This is a genomic window from Clostridium sp. CM027 (assembly GCF_024730565.1).
GTDB classification, from domain to species: Bacteria; Bacillota; Clostridia; order Clostridiales; family Clostridiaceae; genus Clostridium_AD; species Clostridium_AD estertheticum_B.
Genome location: NZ_CP077725.1, coordinates 3,012,987 through 3,035,761, shown reverse-complemented (window position 1 = coordinate 3,035,761; position 22,775 = coordinate 3,012,987). Strand labels below are relative to the sequence as shown.

The following is a 22,775-nucleotide window of genomic DNA, read 5'->3' as shown; positions in this document are numbered from 1 at the left end:
TATTTAAATCATCTCCTGCGAAGCTGAACAGCTGCAACGGAGCTGAATTAACGACTTCAAAAGGAGATTTATACGCCCACTTATAAAAGTGGGCGACTTCCTTGTGAAATATCGTTAAAAATAAAGAACATAAAAATTTAGTTTTCTTAAATTTCCATTATTATTGGTATAATTATAGGTCTTCTCTTAGTTTTTATATATAAGAACTGGCCTAAAGCGTTTCTGATACTAGCTTTTATTACTACCCACTCTTTAATCTTATTATTTAAGCACTGTTCTAATTCTTTTCTCACAATGTCTCTGGCCTCATTAATAAGTTCATTGGATTCTTTCATATATACAAACCCTCTAGTTATTATATCTGGTCCTGCTACTATACTATAAGTTTCTCTTTCTATAGTAACTACCACGGTAAGTATACCTTCTTCTGCTAAATGCTTTCTATCTCGAAGAACAATATTCCCAACGTCCCCTACTCCAAGTCCATCTACCATTACGGCTCCCGTTTGAACTCTTCCTGCTATTCTACATTCGCTTGGGGATACTTCTAATATTTGTCCTGTTTCTGCAATAAAAATCTTTTCAGAATCCATTCCTAATTTCTCTGCAAGCAACGCATGTTGTTTAAGATGTCTATATTCACCATGAACTGGCATAAAATATTTAGGACGAACTAGCGTATGGATTAATTTTAATTCCTCTTGACACGCATGCCCGGAAACATGAATTTCCTCTGTAGTATTATATATTACATTAGCTCCCTTTTTGAATAGTTCATTTATAACATTGTATATGAACTTTTCATTCCCTGGAATAGGAGATGCAGATAAAATAATCAAATCACCTTTTTGTATTTGGATACTTCTATGAGTTGATGATGCCATTCTTGTTAATGCAGCTAGCGGTTCACCTTGACTACCAGTAGTTACTATTGTTACCTTATCATCAGGGTAATTATGAAGATCTGATACAGTAATTATAGCTTCCGGCGGTATATGTAAATATCCGAGATTCATAGCTACTTCAGAAATTCTCTCCATACTTCTTCCACTAAATGCTATTTTTCTTCCATTCGAAACTGCAGCATTAGCAATTTGTTGTATTCTATGAATATTTGATGCAAATGAAGCTACTATTACTCTGCCTTCTGCCTTATAAAATATTTTATTTAGAGTTTCTCCAATTACTTTTTCAGATATAGTAAATCCAGGGCGTTCTACATTAGTACTATCAGCCATTAGTAGTAGTACTCCTTGCCCACCTAATTTTGCAAATCGCTCTAAATCGATAACTTCTCCATCAATTGGAGTATAGTCTATCTTAAAGTCACCTGTGTGTATAATTCTACCAATAGGCGTGTGTATACAAATGGAGCAGGCATCTGCTATGCTATGACTAACCCTTATAAATTCTACACTGATTTTATCTAGCTTTATAATATCTCCCGATTTTACTACATTTAGGGTGCAATCTGCCAATATTCCATGTTCTTGCAACTTATTTTCTACAAGTCCGAGCGTTAGACGTGTTCCATACACTGGAACATTCATTTGTTTTAAAACATATGGTAATGCGCCTATATGATCTTCATGGCCATGGGTTAGAAAAATCCCTTTTATCTTATCTTTATTCTCTAAAAGATATGTTATATCAGGAATTACTAAATCCACTCCATACATATCCACGTCTGGGAATGCTATTCCACAATCTATTATGATAGTTTCTTCTTTGTATTCTATCGCAGTAATATTTTTTCCAATTTCTCCAAGTCCACCTATTGGAATAACTCTAATTTTATTTTTACCTTTACTTTTATAATTATTATTCAATACTTCCCTGATTCCTAAATATTTGGCAATCTATCCATCCAATATTTTCGTTTTGTCGACTAAACATAATGACAGTATCACAGGACTCAACTACTTAGGTCAGTACCACTATACTAATATTAACTTACTATTCCAAGTATTCTCTTCCTATTACCTAGCCATAAATCAGGTTTTTCACCTACCTTTTCTTTTATATTTTTAATAAAATTATATTTCAAAGCGCCGCTTATTATATAAACACCACTCTCTTTATTTAACTATATATTTTATAACACTTTTCTTATCATACTAAACGTTAAATCATCTCCTGCGAAGCTAAACATCTTTGAAGAAGATGAATCGTCGACTCCGGAAGGATATTTATACTCCTACTGAAGTTTTCTATTTGTTAGGGTACGTAACTTCCACTTATAGAAGTGGGAGCCTCCCTTTTGAAATGTCGTTAAAATAATAAAATGTTTGTAATTTCCTAATAAATACATTAACCAATGTTACCTTTACTCTAGTTAAATATAATTATACCATATAACAATTGATTATATCCAATTATTATATAAAAAAGGTTGAGAAGTAATTTCTCAACCTTAAATCATCATCTACGGTGCTATTAAATTATCATCTTTAATGCTGTTAGATCAATTTCGTTATTTTCTATTCTTTTCTTTAGGCTTTTAACCTTTTCTTCGATTATTTTCGCCACTATTATAAATTCTTCATCAGCTTTCCCAGTGGGATCTTCTAGACCCCAATCTTCTTCATACTTGTGTGCCATAATTGGACATGATACATTACATCCCATTTTTATTACAATATCAGCTTCTGGTATATCATCTATTAATTTTGATGCATGAGTTTCATTCATGTCTACATTGTATAAATTCTTTATTATTCTTACCGCATCTTGGTTAATTTGGGGCTTAGTTTCAGTACCTGCTGAATAAGCTTCAAACACAGATGACCCAAATATCTTTCCGAGCGCTTCTGCCATTTGTGATCTACAAGAATTATGAACACATATAAATGCTACTTTTAGTTTCATAACATCATTCTCCTTCTAAAATTTCTATATATAAATATAAGAAAATAACTAGTATAATCACTAGTCATTTTCTTAAAAAATTTTATTCTAAGTTAGTTATTTATCTAACATTATTTGCTTTTTAAATATACCGCCTTGCTTAGTGTAGTGCAAAATATATTCTTTGTCATAAACATTATGTATTTCTAAATTAATAATTCCTTTTGTTACTAGGACTAATTTTATTTTTTTAAATTCATCAAGTTCTTCTTTTTCAAGCATAGTGTAGATAAGCTTTTGTGAATACATAGCCCATGTTTTTAACAGGTCATCTGTTGGCGTGTTTACGTCTATATTCATTTACATTCCTCCTCGTATAATACTAATAATATTATTATATATATTATGATTTTTATCCTACACTCTATTATATATAATTGTTCATATATAATCAACTTTCATTGATATATTATATTGTATTTATTATAATATTTTTTTATAAAGTTAATAGTTATGGTACCCATTTATAATTATTAACCATATTTTTAAAAATAAAACAATTATTATTTAATTTTTATTCTAAAATCTATAAATAGGACGTCTTTTAAGGACATTTCAGAAGGAAAGTTTTCCACGTCTATAAGTGTGGGTTACCTACTCTAACAAATAGAAAACTTCAGTGGGATTATAAATCTCCTTCTGGAGTAGTCAATCCATCTTCTTTGAAGCTGTTCAGCTCCGCAGGAGATGATTTAACACAGTAGTAATATAAATATGAAATCTAGTCGTCTGGCAATAACTTTTCCCCTGCTACTTTAATACCTATAGCTCCAAGTGGTGCGGTTACAAATATGGACAATACAGCAATTGCCAATATAAGTTCTCCGGATTTAACTCCAGCAGCTAATGGTACTGCGCCCATGGCCGCCTGCACAGTCGCTTTAGGAATATATGAGATCACACAAAACAGTCTCTCTTTTGCATTTAAATCAGTACCCATTAATGATACTAATACCCCTATACTTCTTGCTACTAGTCCACCTGCAATAATAATTAAACCTAATACACCTGATGATGAGGCAACATATATATTGACCTCCGCTCCAACTAATACGAAAAGTAAAATTTCTGCAATTACCCAGACCTTATTAAGTTTTAATGACATTCTATTAGCTACTTTAGCGTATTTTTCTAAAAGGATAAAACCAATAGTCATTACGCCTAAAAGACTTGCAATGGGTACTATATTTTTAAAAACATCTTCAATTCCTGTTAGCATAATTGCTGCAGCAATTATTATTAAAGTTTTTTTAGTATCTCTCATGTGATATTTTTTAAATGTCACTACTAATAAAGCTCCTACAATGACACCAATTGCTATTCCAATAAAAATAGATATGGGAATATCCAATATTTTCATTGGTATATTTACATTTTTACCGCCATATGAACCTAAGAAAGTTGAAAATATAGTTATCGCAAAAACATCATCAATAGAAGCTCCTGCGAGTATTATGGTTGGTATGCCTTTTTTTTCTCCTTTCCCTCTAGATATAAAATTAAGCATAGGTGGAACAACTACTGCTGGTGAAACTGCAGCTATTATAAATCCAAGCATTCCAGCCTCAACTTTTGTTATTCCAAGTACATAGCTTGCTATAAACATAATACTAAGCCCTTCAAAAATACCAGGTATGCAACTCATTTTTAAGGCAGGAACCCCGACTTTGTTTAAAGTATCCTTTCTAATCCCAAGGCCCGCTCTTAGCAGGATAATAATAAGTGCAATTTTTCTTAAATCTGGTGAAATTCTAAGTATATCCGAACTTATTATATTTGTACCATAAGGTCCTAGTAACACCCCCAAAATTAGCATTCCAAGCAGTCCTGGAAGTTTTAATTTTTCAAATAATTTATTGGCCATTAGTCCTAGAATAATTATAATCGCTAAACTCATTGCCATATTACAATCCCTCCCTTTTCTTTGATGTTTTTTACAAAACAAAAGACTCCTACTTAGCATAAACCACTAAGTAGGAGTCATTAATTGCAAAATTGCAATGGTTAAGGTGAACTCCATCACCTATCTTATAAATATATTATACTCCACAAATAAATTAAATCAATAGTTAGACAAATGAAAATGAATACCAATCCCACCGAAGTTCCTGCTATCTAGAATTTATAGTAATAACTCATTTAACTTGTCACCTTTAATTTCATCAGGACTCCACGCGATGAGCGCAAATTTACCGTTTGCATGCGCATCAACCTTGTTAATCCATTCAATTTCATTGCTTGCCTTTGCGGCTAACAATTTATTGGTTGTACCTGTCGCATGTAGTGATGAGTTTATAACCCACCATTTTGTCGCAATTTTTGCACGTTTTAAATCTTCTTCAAGACGAATTGCTTCATATACAGGTGTAGCTTCAGCAAGAGTTACAATGATGACTTCAGTTTCATCAGCATTTCGGAGCCTTGGCAACAGTTTTTTCACAGATTGTGGAATATCGCCTTGTGAGCGTTTGATTTCTTGGTTATAGCTTTGAGTTGACTCAAGTAGCAGTAAAGTATGCCCTGTTGGAGCGGTATCGATGACAACGATCTGATCGACCGCTTTTTCTACTATTTCTGCAAATGCTCTAAATACTGCAATCTCCTGTGTACATGGAGATCGGAGGTCCTCCTCAACATAAGCAATATCATCATCTGCCATAGTTTCTCTTGCCTTAGACAGCACTTCATCCTTATATTTTTCAAGTTCAGCCTGCTCATCAATGTGGCTCATCGTAATATTACTACTCTCATTAATAACAAATTTGAGATGGGCTGCAGGGTCAGTTGTGGTAAGGTGTACTTTTTTACCCTTTGCTGATAATCCCAAAGCAATGGCCGCCGCAATTGTAGTTTTACCTACGCCACCCTTGCCCATAGTGAAGATTACCTTTTTGTTGCTTTTATACAGTTCTTCAATAACATCTTTTAACTGAGGAATGGTTTCAGCGTTTATCTTTTCATTGCTGACACTATAATTATCTTTGGTAAGAAGTGCCCTGACATTTTCCATACCTGTTATATTGTAAGCTCTGAGGGGTACCATGTAGGTAGTAATTCCCTGAAGTCCCTGTGGCATTTCCTTAAGTGACTTTTGCTGTTTTTGATACAGACTTTCGGACACGCTGTCATCATAAGAGCTCATCACACCATTAATTATCATTGTTTGATTGTTTATACCAATCTGCGAAAGTTCTTTTGATGCTCTTTCCGCCTCTTTAAGTGGTGTCATTTCAGGCCTAGAGATAATCATAAGTGTTGTTAATTCTCCATCGGATAATGTTTCTACTGCTTTTTTATAGATTTCTCTTTTACTCTCTAGACCAGAAAGCTGGCCTAAACAGGATGCACCATGTGTGTTTTCGCTAATAAAATTACTCCAAGCCGATGGTAATTGAAGCATTCTAAGTGTGTGACCAGTAGGCGCAGTATCAAATATAATATGGTCATATTCCTCCTGCAATCTTTCATCGGTTATGAATTTTGAAAATTCATTGAACGCTGCGATTTCAACAGTGCAGGATCCAGAAAGTTGTTCTTCCATGTTTTTAAGCACTGCATCTGGCAACTTACCACGGTAAGGTGCGATTACGCTCTCTCTGTGCTGGGCTGCCGCTTGAATTGGGTCAAGATTAGCAACAACGAGATTTGGAACTCCCTTAATTGGGATACCTTTATTTGTCAGCTCAGTGTTAAAAACATCCTGCAAATTTGATGCAGGATCAGTGCTTATAAGAAGCACCTTTTTCCCACTGTCTGCAAGGATGACTGCTGTAGCGCAAGCGGTTGAAGTTTTACCTACACCACCTTTGCCTGTGTAAAATAAATATTTTGTAAGTTTAATATTTTGCGGATTAAAAATTTCCATGTTTATTTACCTCCAGCTTCATTATTAAGTACTTTTGTAATTTGGCTTGTATTTGATACGCTTCGGTTACATTATTAAATCATCTCCTGCGGAGCTGCATATTAACGACTTCAGAAGGAGATTTATACTCCCGCTGAAGTTTTCTATTTGTTAGGACATGTAACTCCCACTTACAGAAGTGGGAGACTTCCCTTCTAAAATGTCGTTAACAGCATTTCCCACCAGAACAGCCACAATCCCCTGATTTAGGAGTTACTTTTATTTTGAAAGTCTTTCGCTCTTGGCCTAAAAAGCTAACTTCTATATTTAGAAATTTAACTAGTTCTTCATTGCTTGGGTACTTACCTATTAACACGATTTCACCGTCCAAAACAGTAACCGGCAACCCATCAATGCCCTTTTCATTTATAAAGTCATTAACTACTTTGTTATTCACAAATTCCTGTGGTGAACTTGTGAGGTTAAACCTCTCAACCTCAACTCCATTTTTCTTTAATGCACTAAGGACAGTCGAAATCCTAAGAAGCTCTGGATCTACGCCTACGCCGCAAAGTCCTGTTGAGCAACACATAGCTGGTTCAAATATTTGCATTTTTTTCATTAATAATCTCTCCAATCATTTTTATTATTTTAATACTTTTTATTATTTTATTACTTTTTATTATTATTATCACTTTTAATATTTTTAATATTCTTAATTATTATGAACTACTGGTTGTGGAAACCACTGCTTGGTTTTGTTTGCTATTCTTACAAGAATCAGCATTACTGGCACTTCAACTAACACTCCTACCACTGTAGCTAGAGCTGCAGGAGAATCCATGCCAAACAGAGAAATGGCAACAGCAACTGAAAGTTCAAAAAAGTTTGATGCCCCAATCATTCCAGCAGGTGCGGCAATATCATGCGTTAGTCTTAATTTTTTACTTGTTAAATAAGCAATAAAGAAAATCAAAAATGTTTGAATAGTTAGTGGTACAGCAATTAGTAAAATGTGCATTGGATTGTTTATTATAGTTTCACCTTGGAATGAGAATAACAATACCAACATAAGTAGCAATCCAACGGTAGTTGCATTATCAAACTTGTGGAGGAATGTATTTTCAAAGTACTCTGTGCCTTTTTTCTTTGTTACCGTAATTCTAGTTAAAATGCCCCCAACTAGTGGAACAACAACAAACAAAACAACTGATAAAATGAGTGTATTCCAAGGAACTGTGATGTTACTGACACCTAAAAGAAATTTCACGATAGGTATAAATGCAACCAGAATGATTAAATCATTTGTGGCTACTTGCACAACAGTATATGCAGGATTACCTCTAGTAAGGTGGCTCCACACAAATACCATGGCAGTACATGGAGCGGCCCCAAGTAATATGGTTCCTGCAAGATATTGTGTAGCTAGTTCCGGTGTTATAAATGCTTTGAATACTACAAAAAAGAAAAATGAAGCTATTGCATACATACTAAATGGTTTTATAAGCCAATTCGTTATCCATGTTACATATAACCCTTTAGGGTTCTTTCCTACATTTTTAACGCTTTGAAAGTCTACCTTCATCATCATGGGATAAATCATTACCCAAATGAGTATAGCAGTGGGGATGGAAACCCTGGAGTACTCAAACTTATTTAAGAATTCCGGAATCCCTGGAATAAACTTGCCAATAAGCACACCTACGCTCATACAAATAGCTACCCAAACAGTCAAGTATTTTTGAAAAAATCCAATCTCTGGTGTTTTAACTTCACTCATAATTAATCACTCCTCCTAAGATCATCACCTGTGGTACTGAAATGTCGTTAACTTTGTGTTTTACAATCACATAAATTTTGTAGTTTACATTTATCCCGTTTTTCACAATCGCTATTATAACAAGATATCTGTTTGAGTTCCTTTATTAAATAAGCAAATAAGTCTGGGTTTTTCTCTATAAATTTATTATCTATTTTGTAGTATGTCCATTGTGCCTTTTTGTAACTTTCTAATATCCCACACTTTTTAAGTGATGTTAAATGCCGTGAAACATTTGACTGCGTCATATTTAGACACTCTTCGATTTCGCATACACACATTTCACCTTGAATAATAAGTGCCATTATACGAAGTCTGTTTTCTTCCGCTAATGCTTTAAATATATCAACCACTCTTTTCCCTCCTACTTTTTCTTGTATCTTTATATGTTCCTATAATCATATAGTATGTCTCTAAAACCCCATTTGTTACAATGGGATCTAACCGAATATTATTTTGTTACTAATTCGTACATGAACATCTACTCATATACTATACCAAATAGAATTTATTGTCAATAGCTTCTATGTGATTATTTAATACATATTAAATAATTTACTTTCCTAACATTCCCACAGTTGTCAATTATTTAACAATATAGTATAATCTAATATTGTCAGCATCGCTAAGCAAACCCAAAGCAAAAGGAAGGGGTTTTTAAATGAAAGTTTGTAAAATATGTATATTTATCTTAGCTTTATTTTTTATTATAATAGAATGTTCTATTAAGCCAAAAGAAGCACTAAAAATGACGGCACAGGTAGCTGTGCATACAACGGATCCCATTAATTGTAAGGTAAAAAAATTAGACTCATCAAATGCTATTTACGATAAGCCATTATCTAACCATATTCCTATTACAACTAAAAAAAACAAATATGAACTACTATTTGATTTACCAGATACAGGTGTTATGCAAGGGCTTACATTCCATAATGGATATTTTTATTGTAGTTTTGATTTAAAAAATGGAAGTGGGAAAATAGTTAAATATAATCTAACAGGAAATAAAATCTCTGAAACAGACCCTATGGCTATGGGTCATTCTGCCGAAATTGCATATAGAGCTAGTACAGGAAAAATTTATGTTGCAAATGGAGGCGGCATTAATCCAACTCATGTTTATGTAGTTGATTATGATTCAAGTACAATACAAGCTGATTTAAATTATTCAAGTTTAGGAACATCGGCATTACTTGCAATAGATAATGTCCATGATTATTTAATATTGCATACCGTTTTAAATGGTGGTGATAATGGAACCCCTATGTTTACTATTATAAATTTAGCTGATATGAGTACAGTGACTACCTTTCGTATTCCTAATCAAGGCGTTCCACAAGGTTTAGATGTTGATGGGATGTATATTTATTTATATACAGATAATAAAGTTACAGTATTTAACTATGAGGGTAAAATAATTACCTCTTATCCTATAAATAAAGCAGGAGAAAGTGAAGGCTTAACAATGGCAACAGATCACGGAACTTCATATCTATCTATGGGATATAATCACCCAAATAGAATTTATATTCTAAGAAGCAACGAAAATAAAAAACTTCATAATTCGCAAATACTTAATAAATCAACGCGAAAAATCTAAAGGAACATATCTTTAATTTATATCAATTTCCCTATTAAAATAGGGGTACTTAGACAACTAAGGGGGTATTACTATGTCAAATGGAAATGATACTTTAGATACAGAAATAATTGTAAACGAAATATTAGAGCAAGGAGAGATTTTTAACGATATTGAAGAAGATCTATTGCATGACTTAATAGGAAATAAGATATCCAAAGATACTACGATTACTCATAAACAAACTCTTACTTTTGGAAACAAGATGGCTGATAAAATAGCCGCATCAGTAGGCAGCTGGGGTTTTATAATTGCAGCATTAGCAATTATAGGAATATGGATAGTATTAAATATCATCTTAAAGAATTCATTTGATCCCTTTCCATTTATACTTCTTAATCTAGTACTATCGTGTACTGCCGCTATACAAGCACCTGTAATAATGATGAGTCAGAATAGACAGGAAGATAAAGATAGAATAAAATCAAAAAATGATTATAAAATAAATCTGAAATCAGAGTTGATCGTTCAAGATTTGCATAAGAAAATAGATTTATTAATTGAAGATCAAAAAATGTTAGTTAAGAATCAATCTATAATGCTTGAATATATTGAAAGTTTACAAAAAACAAAATAACTGAGTAAAAACCCAAAATTTCTTGAAAGCGATACTCGCATTGTTGATACAAGTTTAGTTCAGTGTTTACTTTAAATCTATTGAATTCATATTTTGAGTTATATTTTAATTTTTAAAATCTTCATCAGATCTATTTTTTATAATTTTTTCAAGTTTGTCTGCACGTTCATTGTAATTACTACCAATTGTGTTTTTAACATAATAAGCAAACCGTTTTTTCATGCCTTTCTCATAGCCAATTCCATCCTCTGGATATTTATGATTGGTAATTTCAATTCCATTCTTACCATTCTTGATATATAGAACTACGGGAATTGCTATTCCACTTTCTAGGATTAGCTTATCTCCCTCTTTAAAATAACCTTCCTTTAATAACCAAATATATATTTTATCTTTATCTTTCCCCAGAACCGTAAATGCACTGTACATTTTCCCTTCTCTTGCTACATTAATATATGTCGTTAAATAATTTACACTGAATATTTATACATTACAACTACCAAGTCAAAGCGTGATATAGAACAACCCCCAAATTAATTAAATCAAAATGGGGGTTGTTTTTATTTTTTATATTAAGAATCCACGAAGGTTGCTACGGCATTTTTAATACTGCATCATTTGAAATGCTATTAATATTTTTCAGAGAATATTTCAAAATATGCTTGAGGATGTACACAAGCTGGGCATATTTTCGGAGCACTTTTTCCCTCAAAAATATAACCACAGTTTCTACATTTCCAAATAACTGATTCTTCTTTATTAAATACTGTATTATTTTCTATATTACTTAATAGTTCTCTATATCTTTCTTCATGATGCTTTTCAACATCAGAAATTTTTCTAAAAACAAACGCGATATCATCAAAGCCTTCCTCCTGCGCAACTTTCGCAAATGCTGGGTAAAGATCTGACCACTCTTCATTTTCTCCATTTGCTGCTGACAATAAATTTGCTTTAGTATCTCCAAGACCTACAGGATATGTGGCATTAATTTCTACCACTTCTCCATTTAAACTTTCATTTAAAAACTTAAAAAATCTTTTAGCGTGTTCTTTTTCATTATCTGCTGTTTCTATGAATATATTAGCTATTTGTACATACCCCTCTTTTTTCGCTATAGATGAATAATAAGTATATCTATTCCTAGCTTGTGATTCACCTGCGAATGATTTCATAAGATTTTCAGCTGTTTTTGTACCCTTTAATGTTTTCATAAAATGCCTCCTTGTTTTTCTACTTAAAGAAAATAATTACCTCTATTAGAGTATACCCTAAATAGTATACTTTGCTTCTTTTAATCCATACTATTTTAAGAAAGTTTACTAAATTACCTATTAATTAAGTTTATTCTAAGTATGTACCTTATTTCCAAACATCAGTATCAACACCAATAGATTTTGATTTGAATTTAGTTCCATCGGTTTTTTTATAATTTTTCAATATTTTTAATGCATAGTTAGACCCAATTAATATAATTGGAACATTTACATAAACTAAAACAATATTTACAAAATCACCTATGTACCATAAATTTGTAAGTTCTAAACCAGCAAGAACTGTTAATGCGCCAAATGGAACAAAGAATAATGCACCAACCAAACGTATTCCCATAATAAATTTCTTATTTCTAGATATTAAATTTGCGGAGACTTCTGCAAACAATATTAAACCGAGCAATGTTGTAAATGCAAACATTCCATAGCATAGCGAAACAATAATTGTAACTGTTCCATCTAATGCAGTACCAGGAACTAAGTATTTGATTGAGGATAGGTAAACTGTAAGTTTCGACGCTTCTATACTTTCCCATGAAACTCCAGCAGTGCCTGTCCAAACATGTGCCATAACAATAACAAATCCAGTCATACTACATATTACCATTGTGTCAAGAAAAACTCCTAGACATTGTACAAAACCTTGTTCTGCAGGATGTTTATTCTCCGCTGTAGCAGCCGCCATTGTAATTGTTCCTTGCCCAGCTTCATTGGACATTAACCCACGCTTAATTCCTTGAGCTAAAGCTACACCAAATGCCCCACCAAATAATGCATTGGGCTTAAATGCTCCACCAATCACTTCTTTAAAGAAATACGGAACTTTATCTAAATTAACTAATATTATTAAAATAACTATAAGTGTATAAATAACTGCCATAATAGGTACTAGTATATCTGTAACTGCAGTAACTCTTTTTATTCCTCCAATTACAGTCAAAAGAACAGTAATTATTAAGACTATTGCTATACCATAATAAACTGTAGATTGACGTCCAAAGGTTTTTCCAGCTATAGTATCAGCTATTGAACCGAAACTTGTAAATAAATGAAAAGCTTGAGATGGGATAACAAACAGTGCATATATTATAAAAAGTGAAGACAGTACAATACCTACCCACCGTTTATTGCCCAAAATCTTTTGACCATAAAATGGAAGTCCACCTACGAACTCCTTGCCATTTTTCTCTTTAAAAAGCTGTGCAAGTACAGATTCTACAAAAGCCGTGGACATACCAAAGAAAGCTGAAACCCACATCCAAAATAGTGCCCCTGGTCCGCCAACAGATATTGCACCTGTAACCCCCATAATATTACCTGGACCTACACGCATAGCAGAACTTAGTAAAAATGATGCTAATGAACTAACCCCAGTATCTGTTTCCTTTTTTGTAGCAAGAATCTTAATTCCTTTTTTAAATGCCATAACTTGAATAAATCCAGTTTTAAATGTAAGATAAATTCCTGTTCCTAAAAGTAAAATAACTGCAAAGGCAAAATTACCTAAAACCGGGATGTTTTGATACCACTTAAAATTAGTTGGAAATTCCCATAGAAAATCCGCAATAGGAACTATAAAATCAAAAAAATTATTTATTGCTTGAAATAATACACTCATTTTTAAACCTCCATATTATAATGTTATCCTTATTTGCATTTTAGAATTAATTACTCCAAAAATTATTTGCATACGGTAATTATACACTAATAAGGTATAAAATGAATTTTTTAAAAAATAAAAGTATAAAAATGTCGTTAAACTTTATGCTTTACTATAAAAAAATCATCTTACTTTCGACTATTACGCCCAAAGCAAAATGATTAATGGTTTTATATTTTTTTTAGAAAGCAGGAATTATATCTCCTTTATATTTATCTTCAATAATTTTTTTAACTTCTGGAGAATTTAATGCCTTTGAAAGTGCTTCTATATGAGGTTTAGTTTTATCTTCTTTTCTAACTGCAAGCACATTTGCATAAGGCGAATCTTTTGATTCAATTGCTAGTGCGTCTTTTGTCGGATTTAAATTGGCTTCTATTGCAAAATTTGAGTTTATAACTGCTGCATCCACATCTTTTAAAATCCTTGGAAGCTGAGGAGCGTCTAATTCAGTTATTTTAAAATTCTTTTTATTTTCAGTAATATCAAGTTTAGAAATAAGATCTCCACTTTTTAGTTTTAATAGCCCTTCCTTCTCAAGCACTCTAAGTGCTCTTGCTCCATTTGTAGGATCACTTGGAATGGCTATTTTAGCTCCATCTTTTAAATCACTTAGCTTTTTATATTTATTAGAGTACACACCCATAGGTTCAAGATGAACCTTTACAGTATAGTCTAGGTCCACTCCCTTTTCTTTACTAAAGGATTGCAAATAAGGAATATGTTGAAAGAAATTAGCATCTAATTGTCCCTCGGCTAGTGCAGTGTTTGGTGTTACATAGTCAGTAAATTCTACTATTTCGAGAGTATATCCCTCTTTTGCGAGAATCGGCTTTATAGCCTCTAATATTTCTTTATGAGGCACTGGTGACGCACCTACTTTAATGATTTTTTTCTCAGTTACATCCGCCTCTTTTTTTGCTCCACATCCACTCAGTGTAAAAATCACAACTATTGTTAATAATATGCTTAATATTTTTTTCATTTTTAATTTCCTCCTCTTATTTTTCTTTTAATATTTTTATAATTCAAAACTTATTTAATCATTTTTCTGTACAATATATTTCCTAAGGCTTGAATTACTTGCACAACTGCAATTAATATAATTACAGTGTATATCATGATATCTGACTTAAATCTATAGTAACCATATTTTACGGCTACATCTCCAAGTCCCCCTCCACCAATTGTCCCAGCCATAGCTGAGTAACCTATAATGTTTATTATTGTTAACGTAACTCCAAGAACTATAGACGGCATTGCCTCTTTTAACATAACCTTAAATATAATTTGATAGGTTTTTGCACCAAATGACTTAGCTGCTTCAACAATTCCATAATCCACTTCTAAAAGTGCAGATTCTATTATTCTTGCAGCAAAAGGTGCTGCACCAAGCGTTAGAGGAACTATAGCTGCATTAGTACCTATTGTTGTTCCAACTATAAGCTTAGTTAAAGGGAATATAGATATCATTAGTATAATAAACGGAAAAGACCTAAGTACATTTATTACTAAATTTAAGATTTTATAGATTAAAGTGTTTGGCCTTAGGCCAATAGGTCCAGTTATAATTAATCCTACTGCTGAAATAAACCCTAAAATAACTGTAAAAATCGTGGATAATGTTACCATATATATAGTTTCTTTTAGTGCAGGTAATAAAATATCTTTAAATAGCATTTATACTCTCTCCCTTGTGCTTCTCAAGCTGCACAGAATAATTAATGAGCTCCCACTCTATAGATTTTTCATCTAAATAATTTAATATCTTCTTCTTATTCTCTTTACTTGCATTTATTATGAGACTTCCCATTACGTTATCCCTAAATTTTTCAAGCCTGCCCCATACTATTGAAAAATCAATATTTAACTCCCTGGCAATTGATGTTATAAGGCAACTCTGGGTAATTTCCTTTGTAAAAAATATTTTAATGTTATATCCAGTGCTAGGCAGTAATTCTTCCTCTCCCATAAGTGTTTGCATTTCCTTTGTTGGCCTAATAAATAGTTCATCGGTAATGCCATGGCTTTTAATTTCCCCTCCTTCTAAAAGAATAAATTTATTACAAATTTCTTTGACCACTTCCATCTGATGGGTAACTACAATAATTGTTATATTAAATTTGTTATTGATAGCTCTTAAAAGCTCTAATATAGATTTTGTAGTTTTAGGATCTAGTGCAGAGGTAGCTTCATCACAAAGTAATATTTTCGGATTAAGTGAAAGCGCTCTTGCAATTCCAACTCTTTGCTTCTGCCCTCCGCTAAGTTGTTTTACATTGGTGTTTGCTTTATCCTTAAGTCCTACTAACTCTATTAAGCTATCTACTCTTTTTTTAATAAAATTTTTATCGTTTCCCCATATTTCTAGTGGAAATGCTATGTTTTCAAAAACATTTTTACTGTTAATAAGATTAAAACTTTGAAATATTATGCCTACATTTTTCCTAAACTCGCGAAGTTCTTTCAAACTTAGCTGTTTCACCCCTTTTTCCATTATATTAATGGTACCTGTATCATAGGTTTCAAGCCCATTAAAGCATCTAAGTAAAGTGGATTTACCAGCTCCACTGTGACCAATAACACCATAAATATCACCCTCCTCCACTGTAAATGAAACATCATTTAACACTTTAACCCCTGAAAAACTTTTACTTACACCTCGAACTTTAATCATGATATCCCTTCTCCTTTTCATTTCTTATAATTCATCTTTACCTTTTGATCCTTTCTTTAAACATCACTCTAAAAAAATAGAGCCCAAGAATAAACTTGGGCACTACTTCCAAACTTATTCTTATCTTGCAGCAATGCTGCAGGAATTAACACCATGTATCATAATATGATACTGGTTGTCGGGGTTCATAGGGCCAGTCCCTCCACCTCTCTTGATAAGACACTATTAAATTTTATTTACATCTATTCAAAAAAACAAAAACCTCTTTCATCATTATATAATGATGAAAGAGGTATAAAATTACAAAGACACCTCTCTCATCTTCCGCTAATTTACAATGAAATTAACGCAGGATTTAGCACCTATTCAGACAATACGTCTGATGGTTGCCGAGATGTCATCGGGCCAGTCCCTCTATCTCTCTTGATGAGAATTAACTTATTTATTAAATTAGATTTATAATATCACTATATGAATGCTATGTAAAGAAGTTTTTATATACACCTTCTCCAAACATCATACAACTGTCTAATGATGTTTCATCATAATATATATTTTGTTCATACTTTATATATAACATAAATATTCATGTTACATTATTTATGTTATAATATATTGTAATAATTATATTGTTCTAGGAGGATACATTGTATGGCTAATGTTTGAAATGCCAATAAGAAATAATTAACATCAATAGAAATCACATCATATAACTTGGTGTTATTGACAAAATTGTAAAATAATTGTATTATACACACATAAACTAAGCACTTTTTTAATAGTATAAGAGAGACCCATAAGGTCTCTTTTATGTGACCTAGTATTAGAATTCAGTAATAACAATTGAATATAGGACTAAAAACAGGAAATACTTATGGCGACCAAGTAAGCCCCCCCTTTACAGTATGTATGAAGCGTGGTCATTTAGGGCTAACCCTGGACATTTTTTGTATAATAAAAAAAGGAGGAGATATTAATGGATGATAATAAAAATGTAGAACCCATAAAAACAGCACCGGTTAAAAAGAAACTTTGGAAAAAAATCGTTAAAGGTTTATTGATATTTTCTGCAATAATTTTCGTATCGGCTACGATAACTTTAGGATATGGTTATATTAAATATGGGCCTAAAATAGAGGCAACTATAAAAGATGCTAACAATATAGCACAAACCATAAACGAAACCTCCTTTAATACCCGAAAACCAACACAATTTTTTGATACTAATGGTAAACTATTAAAAGAATTTAAGACCAATACATATTATTACACAAAAGAAGCAGACTTAAATCCCTATGTAGGTAAAGCTGTCACTTCAATAGAAGACCAAAGATTTTATAAACATGGTGGTATAGATTATAAAGGTATAAGGAGAGCTGTCTGGGTATATATAAAATCCAAGGGAGCTATCGTACAAGGTGGTTCAACAATAACGCAACAACTTGCAAGAAATGTATTCCTTACATTTGACGTAACCTTGTCGAGAAAATTGGAAGAGTCTGTTATAGCAAATAAATTAGAAGAAAGATATTCAAAAGATCAAATATTAGAGTTTTATGTAAATAATATAAACTTCGGCAATGGATGCTATAGTATTGAAAGTGCTTCACAATTTTACTTTCAAAAGAATAATAAGGATTTAGATTTATCTCAAATAGCTATGCTTGTTTCAATACCTAATAATCCATCTGTTTATAACCCCGTGACTCAGCTGGACAATGTTATAAAGAGGAGAGACTTAGTCTTAGATAAAATGCTAAGCTTAGAACAAATTTCACAAAATGATTTTGATACAGCAAAAGCAGAAGTTATTAAATTAAATATTAAACCTCGTACAGCACCTGAACCTATGAGCTATGATATTCAATATGCTGTTCACAATGCAACCTTAAAGTTAATGGAGCAAAATGGTTTCGTTTCTAAATATTCTTTTAGTAATGATAATGATAGAAACACTTATTTCACTAAGTATAATGATGAATATGAGTCTAAAGAAAAACAACTTCTTAGTGGAGGATATAGAATAGATACATCTATTGATACTGCAAAACAAGAAAAATTACAAAGTGTAGTAGATAGTCATTTGGCTCAATATACAAGCACCAATAACAAAACAGATTTATATGAAAAGCAAGGTGCAAGCGTTACTATAGATAATAATACTGGAGAAGTAGTAGCTATAGTTGGAGGTAGAAGCCAAGATGGTAACACCTTTAACAGAGCCTTCTTAGGTGTAAGGCAGCCAGGTTCCGCTATAAAGCCATTAATCGCATATACCCCTGCATTTGAAAAAGGCTACATTCCCGCTAGTGAATATGAAGACAAAGCCTTTGATAATGGTCCCGCTAATGTTGATTTTAAATACAGAGGTTCTGTATCTTTAAGATATGCAGTTGAGATATCTATAAACACTATCCCGGTTAGATTAGTGGGAGAAATGGGCGTAAAGAATTCGTTGAAATATTTACAAAACATGGAGTTTAAATATACAACTCCTCAAGATATTTACCCTATAATTGCTATAGGTGGTTTTACAAAGGGTGTTACGCCAGTTGAAATGGCTTCAGGTTATTCAACCCTTGCAAGAAACGGCGAATTTATAAGTCCGACTAATGTACGTAAAATAACAAATACAATAGTTAATGAAGTATTATTTGAAAATAAACATAAGCAAACTACAGTGTATGATAGTGGTGCCTCTTATCTTATGACAGATACTTTAAAGGGTGTACTAACAAAAACAGAAAGTCATGCAAATTTAGCCCTTAGTAACTATCCCTTTACTGCAGGTAAAACAGGAACTACAGATCAATCAAAAGATGCTTGGTTTGTAGGATATACACCTTATTATACAACCTCTGTATGGGTAGGAGATGATATTCCAGCGCCACAAAACATGTATGGAGCTCAAGAACCAGGTCAGATATGGAAAGAATATATGGAGTACCTACACCAAGGTCTAGAACAAAAAGACTTTACTCGTCCTAATACAGTAGTTGATAGAAATGGGGTATTAATGAATACTCTATATATCAAATTAAATGAAAATGGTAAAATAAAAGCAGAAAAGAAAGTCATAGAAAAACCAAGTGATGATGATGTAAAAAAAGCAAATGATGATGCTGCAAAAAAAGCAAGCGATGATGCTGCAAAAAAGACAAGCGATGATGCTGCAAAAAAAGCAAGCGATGATGCTGCAAACAAAGCAGCTGCGGATAAAGCAGCAGCAGACAAAGTAGCTGCTGACGCAGCAGCTGCAAATGAAGCCGCAGCAAAAGCAGCTGCAGACAAAGCAGCTGCAGACAAAGCAGCTGCAGACAAAGCGGCTGCAGACGCAGCCGCAAATGAACAACCACCAGCCCCAACCCCAGCTCCAGACCCAGCTCCAGCCCCAACCCCAGCCCCAGACCCAACCCCACCCCCTGCACAATAAACCAGCGCGAACGTTAAATCATCACCTACGCTGCTGCACTATTAATGACTTTCCTTCTGAAGTGTCATTAATCAGTAATTATATTTTATTTTAAAAGAGGGGAAGTATTTAAAAATACTTCCCCTCTTTTTTTACCACTATATTTAAGCATACCGTTGATATCCTATATACAAATCCTTTCTTAAACAATCGTATTGGAAGATTATGAGTTTGCCTTCTTTTCTCAAAATTTTATTAGTTTCCGCCACCTACTTTGTTCTATAAGCCAACCAGCTAGAAAATCTTCCTATATTTTTAAAAGAAACTATATTGCACAAGATCTCAGTTAGTTTTCCAAATTTTCTATAACAAAAATTAAATGTTAAAAATGGAATCCATTGTTTTTTGGATTTCGGCAGTCTTTTCATTATGTTTTTAAACGTGTACACCTCTTTATATATCCATAGATAGCCATTATATAATTCTTCTGCTGTCATACTCCTGGGTTTATATACAACTTGGGCAGTATTATAATTAGACAAATTAAAATCTACTATTCTATTTTCCTCGAATAATGATAAGTATAACTTTGTGCCAGGATAGGGGGTAAGAATATGGGATGTTACCGTTTCTATTTTATTTTTAACTACCCATTCTAATGTACTCTTAAATATTGAGGCATCATCTTCATCTAATCCGAAAACAAAACTAGCATTTATCATTATTCCTCTTTTATGAATTTCATCCACAAGCTTCTCATATCTATTCACACTATTTTGTACTTTATGAACACTTTTTAATGACTTACTGTTTATACTTTCAAAACCTATAAAAAGGCTTTGACAGCCTGCCGCCTTCATTTCATCTAATAGTTCAGGCATGTCAACTATATTAGAAGTAACTGCTGCATTCCACTTTAATTTAAGAGGTTTCATTTCCTTTAATAATTCTTTTGTCCATTTTGGATTTCCAACAAAATTATCATCAATAAACATTATATGTCTTGTTTTTAATTTATTTATATCTTTAATTACATCATCTATAGGTCTATTAATATAGGTTTTAAGGACATTTTTGCAACTATTATAGCAGAAATCACATTGAAATGGGCATCCCCTGCTTGTGCTAATTATATTAGTATATAAATATTTTTTATTATCAATAATATCATAATTAGGTGATACTATTTCTTCTCCCGAAATATTTTCCATATCATAATATATCTTTTTAAGCGAATTGTTTTCTTTATCCTTAAGTATCTTTACCCAAACTCTCTCAGCCATTCCCACACTTATTGCGTCAAAACTATCAACAGTTCCCTCTGGATCTGATGTTATGTGTATCCCCCCCGCAATTACTGTTACACCACGCTTTTGGAACTCCTTTGATATTTCTACTGCTCTATTCATAACATCTACAGTAACAGTTATAACCACCAAATCTACCAGCTCATTGAAATCTATCTTTTCAACATTTTCATTCTCAATATTAACTTCATGCTCTTTTGGCGTAAGATTTGCTATTGTTAATAAAGCTAACGAAGGAGACATTCTTGTTTTTAATTTTGTATCCATAGGTCTTTGTACCATTGCAGGTTGAATTAATTTGATTTTCATATAATCCTCCTCAAATAAAGCGATATCGCATAATATTCTACGCTAGTGAGACGACCCTAATAAATTATACCATTACATACCATAATTAACTTACTATTTTTTCTATTTTCCCCGCCCGTATAACTTTCTCCTGCGTGACTCCACATAAGAGATTGAAACGTGGGATTTCTGCTCTTCTTATTTGGAGTCACTTCTCGAGTATGTATTAATCTTGTTTTCAAAGTTAGAATAGGGATAAGTCTTTAGAAAATCTTTAGAATTACCCCAACATTATCTTTAAAAGTTAAGAGTGTCATAAAGATATGAAATTGAGAGAGGTGGTAAGAAAAATTTATAATGAGATGACCTACAAATATAATAAGCTTTTTGAAGCTACATGTAAAATAGCGGAAGGCAATTTAGATGTAACTATTGAAGAAAATTTAGGTGTATTCAATGATTTTAAGAAAGAAATCGAAAGTATACAAAAGGGCTTTAAAAAGGCAGTTATCGAAGAGGTAAAGAGTCAAAAAATGAAGACAGAGCTTATTTCCAATGTATCTCATGATTTAAAAACTCCTTTAACATCTATTATTACTTATACAGATTTATTAAAGGATGAAAATCTTTCAGCAGAAAAGCATAAGGAGTATTTAGATACATTAGATAGGAACTCACAAAGATTACAGGAATTAATTGAGGATTTATTTGAAGTGAGCAAGGCTACAAGTGGAAATATAAATTTAAATTTAGTTGATGTGGATGTTGTGGCCTTAATGAAACAAACCTTATTAGAACTAGATGATAAAATATCAGCAGCATCACTAGTAGTAAAAACAAAGTATCCAGAAGGAAAAGTAATATTGCATTTGGATAGCCAGCGTATGTTTAGAGTGTTTGAAAACCTTATAATCAATATAACAAAGTATTCTATGAAAGGTTCTAGAGTTTACATTGATATTGTTTCTAGAGAAGATAAAATTGAAATAACATTGAAAAATATGACAGCTATTGAAATTGAATTTAATGTTAATGACATAGTGGAAAGATTCGTAAGAGGAGACAAAGCACGTAACACAGAAGGTTCGGGACTTGGACTAGCCATAGCCAAAAGCTTTGTAGAACTCCAAGGTGGACAATTAAATATAACTGTGGATGGGGATTTATTTAAGGTTACAGTTACATTTAATTAGATCATCTCCTGCGGAGCTGAACATCTTTAAAGAAGATGAATTGACGACTTCGGAAGGAGATTTATACTCCAACTGAAGTTTTCTATTTGTTAGGGCAAGTAACTCCTACTTATAGTAGGTACTCCCACTTATAGAAGTGGGAGGCTTTCCTTCTGAAATGTCGTTAAATGAAGAA

The 22,775-nt window shown here is 32.5% G+C and carries 18 protein-coding genes, 1 pseudogene and 3 riboswitches; of the genes and pseudogenes, 4 read left to right on the top strand and 15 right to left on the bottom strand.

The genetic code is table 11. The features are described from left to right. Positions 1–146: 146 nt before the first annotated feature. From KTC92_RS14480 to KTC92_RS14445, 8 genes are all read right to left on the bottom strand, one after another. On the bottom strand, positions 147–1,829 hold the full coding sequence (locus KTC92_RS14480; protein ID WP_165413835.1) for a ribonuclease J: 1,683 nt from the start codon (positions 1,827–1,829) through the stop codon (positions 147–149). A gap of 607 nt (positions 1,830–2,436) precedes the next feature. After that, a complete protein-coding gene (locus KTC92_RS14475) occupies positions 2,437–2,868 on the bottom strand; it encodes an arsenate reductase ArsC (protein WP_220286312.1) in 432 nt (143 codons plus the stop codon). A 96-nt stretch (positions 2,869–2,964) separates the two neighbouring features. Beyond that, entirely contained in the window at positions 2,965–3,207 is a 243-nt protein-coding gene (locus KTC92_RS14470) for a hypothetical protein (RefSeq protein WP_165413837.1), read from the bottom strand. A gap of 421 nt (positions 3,208–3,628) precedes the next feature. After that, positions 3,629–4,810: a sodium:proton antiporter gene (locus KTC92_RS14465; protein ID WP_220286311.1), complete on the bottom strand. Its 1,182-nt coding sequence runs from the start codon at positions 4,808–4,810 to the stop codon at positions 3,629–3,631. 64 nt (positions 4,811–4,874) lie between these two features. After that, positions 4,875–4,940: riboswitch (Fluoride riboswitch) on the bottom strand. Positions 4,941–5,029: 89 nt separating this feature from the next. Beyond that, the gene (gene arsA, locus KTC92_RS14460) at positions 5,030–6,772 is read right to left on the bottom strand and encodes an arsenical pump-driving ATPase (protein ID WP_220286310.1); all 1,743 of its coding nucleotides are present in this window, start codon (positions 6,770–6,772) and stop codon (positions 5,030–5,032) included. Between the two features lie 205 nt (positions 6,773–6,977). Then, complete coding sequence (gene arsD, locus KTC92_RS14455; RefSeq protein WP_165413840.1) at positions 6,978–7,373, bottom strand: arsenite efflux transporter metallochaperone ArsD; 396 nt, start codon at positions 7,371–7,373, stop codon at positions 6,978–6,980. A 93-nt stretch (positions 7,374–7,466) separates the two neighbouring features. Then, entirely contained in the window at positions 7,467–8,531 is a 1,065-nt protein-coding gene (gene arsB, locus KTC92_RS14450; protein WP_220286309.1) for an ACR3 family arsenite efflux transporter, read from the bottom strand. Between the two features lie 47 nt (positions 8,532–8,578). Then, positions 8,579–8,923 carry a metalloregulator ArsR/SmtB family transcription factor gene (locus KTC92_RS14445; RefSeq protein ID WP_216302399.1) on the bottom strand — a complete coding sequence of 115 codons (345 nt, stop codon included), beginning with the start codon at positions 8,921–8,923 and terminating at the stop codon, positions 8,579–8,581. Positions 8,924–9,231: 308 nt separating this feature from the next. Here KTC92_RS14445 and KTC92_RS14440 point away from each other — a divergent pair, with 308 nt between their 5' ends. Continuing rightward, positions 9,232–10,173, top strand: coding sequence for a YncE family protein (locus tag KTC92_RS14440; protein WP_220286308.1), 942 nt, complete (start codon positions 9,232–9,234; stop codon positions 10,171–10,173). 73 nt (positions 10,174–10,246) lie between these two features. After that, a complete protein-coding gene (locus KTC92_RS14435; RefSeq protein WP_216302397.1) occupies positions 10,247–10,789 on the top strand; it encodes a DUF1003 domain-containing protein in 543 nt (180 codons plus the stop codon). 105 nt (positions 10,790–10,894) lie between these two features. Here KTC92_RS14435 and KTC92_RS14430 read toward each other — a convergent pair whose 3' ends face one another. The 6 genes from KTC92_RS14430 to KTC92_RS14405 form a co-directional block, all read right to left on the bottom strand. Beyond that, positions 10,895–11,218 (bottom strand): hypothetical protein, encoded by a 324-nt coding sequence (locus KTC92_RS14430; RefSeq protein WP_216302396.1) that lies wholly within the window; start codon positions 11,216–11,218, stop codon positions 10,895–10,897. 200 nt (positions 11,219–11,418) lie between these two features. Further along, on the bottom strand, positions 11,419–12,003 hold the full coding sequence (rbr, locus tag KTC92_RS14425) for a rubrerythrin (protein WP_165414776.1): 585 nt from the start codon (positions 12,001–12,003) through the stop codon (positions 11,419–11,421). Positions 12,004–12,151: 148 nt separating this feature from the next. Further along, the gene (locus tag KTC92_RS14420; RefSeq protein WP_220286307.1) at positions 12,152–13,681 is read right to left on the bottom strand and encodes a sodium:alanine symporter family protein; all 1,530 of its coding nucleotides are present in this window, start codon (positions 13,679–13,681) and stop codon (positions 12,152–12,154) included. A 223-nt stretch (positions 13,682–13,904) separates the two neighbouring features. Beyond that, on the bottom strand, positions 13,905–14,708 hold the full coding sequence (locus KTC92_RS14415; protein WP_220286306.1) for a MetQ/NlpA family ABC transporter substrate-binding protein: 804 nt from the start codon (positions 14,706–14,708) through the stop codon (positions 13,905–13,907). A gap of 50 nt (positions 14,709–14,758) precedes the next feature. Continuing rightward, positions 14,759–15,403, bottom strand: coding sequence for a methionine ABC transporter permease (locus KTC92_RS14410; RefSeq protein ID WP_216302393.1), 645 nt, complete (start codon positions 15,401–15,403; stop codon positions 14,759–14,761). Continuing rightward, the gene (locus tag KTC92_RS14405; RefSeq protein WP_220286305.1) at positions 15,393–16,400 is read right to left on the bottom strand and encodes a methionine ABC transporter ATP-binding protein; all 1,008 of its coding nucleotides are present in this window, start codon (positions 16,398–16,400) and stop codon (positions 15,393–15,395) included. The genes KTC92_RS14410 and KTC92_RS14405 overlap by 11 nt, the downstream gene beginning before the upstream one ends. Before the next feature lie 117 nt (positions 16,401–16,517). Continuing rightward, a riboswitch (SAM riboswitch) is annotated at positions 16,518–16,621 on the bottom strand. Positions 16,622–16,714: 93 nt separating this feature from the next. Then, positions 16,715–16,833, bottom strand: a riboswitch (SAM riboswitch). Between the two features lie 543 nt (positions 16,834–17,376). On the opposite strand from KTC92_RS14405, the gene KTC92_RS14400 reads away from it, so the two are divergent. Further along, on the top strand, positions 17,377–19,833 hold the full coding sequence (locus KTC92_RS14400) for a transglycosylase domain-containing protein (RefSeq protein WP_220286304.1): 2,457 nt from the start codon (positions 17,377–17,379) through the stop codon (positions 19,831–19,833). Positions 19,834–20,081: 248 nt separating this feature from the next. Here the strand turns inward: KTC92_RS14400 and KTC92_RS14395 are convergent, their stop codons facing one another. Then, positions 20,082–21,428, bottom strand: coding sequence for a radical SAM protein (locus tag KTC92_RS14395; protein ID WP_220286303.1), 1,347 nt, complete (start codon positions 21,426–21,428; stop codon positions 20,082–20,084). A gap of 350 nt (positions 21,429–21,778) precedes the next feature. Here KTC92_RS14395 and KTC92_RS14390 point away from each other — a divergent pair. Continuing rightward, positions 21,779–22,600, top strand: a pseudogene (locus KTC92_RS14390) (sensor histidine kinase); the annotation flags it as partial. Positions 22,601–22,775: the final 175 nt, after the last annotated feature.

Coding starts and splice junctions, on each gene's coding strand:
- KTC92_RS14475 (WP_220286312.1), bottom strand. CDS start 2,868: ATGAAACTAAAAGTAGCATTTATATGTGTTCATAATTCTTGTAGATCA.
- KTC92_RS14470 (WP_165413837.1), bottom strand. CDS start 3,207: ATGAATATAGACGTAAACACGCCAACAGATGACCTGTTAAAAACATGG.
- KTC92_RS14465 (WP_220286311.1), bottom strand. CDS start 4,810: ATGGCAATGAGTTTAGCGATTATAATTATTCTAGGACTAATGGCCAAT.
- arsA (WP_220286310.1), bottom strand. CDS start 6,772: ATGGAAATTTTTAATCCGCAAAATATTAAACTTACAAAATATTTATTT.
- arsD (WP_165413840.1), bottom strand. CDS start 7,373: ATGAAAAAAATGCAAATATTTGAACCAGCTATGTGTTGCTCAACAGGA.
- arsB (WP_220286309.1), bottom strand. CDS start 8,531: ATGAGTGAAGTTAAAACACCAGAGATTGGATTTTTTCAAAAATACTTG.
- KTC92_RS14440 (WP_220286308.1), top strand. CDS start 9,232: ATGAAAGTTTGTAAAATATGTATATTTATCTTAGCTTTATTTTTTATT.
- KTC92_RS14435 (WP_216302397.1), top strand. CDS start 10,247: ATGTCAAATGGAAATGATACTTTAGATACAGAAATAATTGTAAACGAA.
- KTC92_RS14430 (WP_216302396.1), bottom strand. CDS start 11,218: ATGTACAGTGCATTTACGGTTCTGGGGAAAGATAAAGATAAAATATAT.
- rbr (WP_165414776.1), bottom strand. CDS start 12,003: ATGAAAACATTAAAGGGTACAAAAACAGCTGAAAATCTTATGAAATCA.
- KTC92_RS14420 (WP_220286307.1), bottom strand. CDS start 13,681: ATGAGTGTATTATTTCAAGCAATAAATAATTTTTTTGATTTTATAGTT.
- KTC92_RS14415 (WP_220286306.1), bottom strand. CDS start 14,708: ATGAAAAAAATATTAAGCATATTATTAACAATAGTTGTGATTTTTACA.
- KTC92_RS14410 (WP_216302393.1), bottom strand. CDS start 15,403: ATGCTATTTAAAGATATTTTATTACCTGCACTAAAAGAAACTATATAT.
- KTC92_RS14405 (WP_220286305.1), bottom strand. CDS start 16,400: ATGATTAAAGTTCGAGGTGTAAGTAAAAGTTTTTCAGGGGTTAAAGTG.
- KTC92_RS14400 (WP_220286304.1), top strand. CDS start 17,377: ATGGATGATAATAAAAATGTAGAACCCATAAAAACAGCACCGGTTAAA.
- KTC92_RS14395 (WP_220286303.1), bottom strand. CDS start 21,428: ATGAAAATCAAATTAATTCAACCTGCAATGGTACAAAGACCTATGGAT.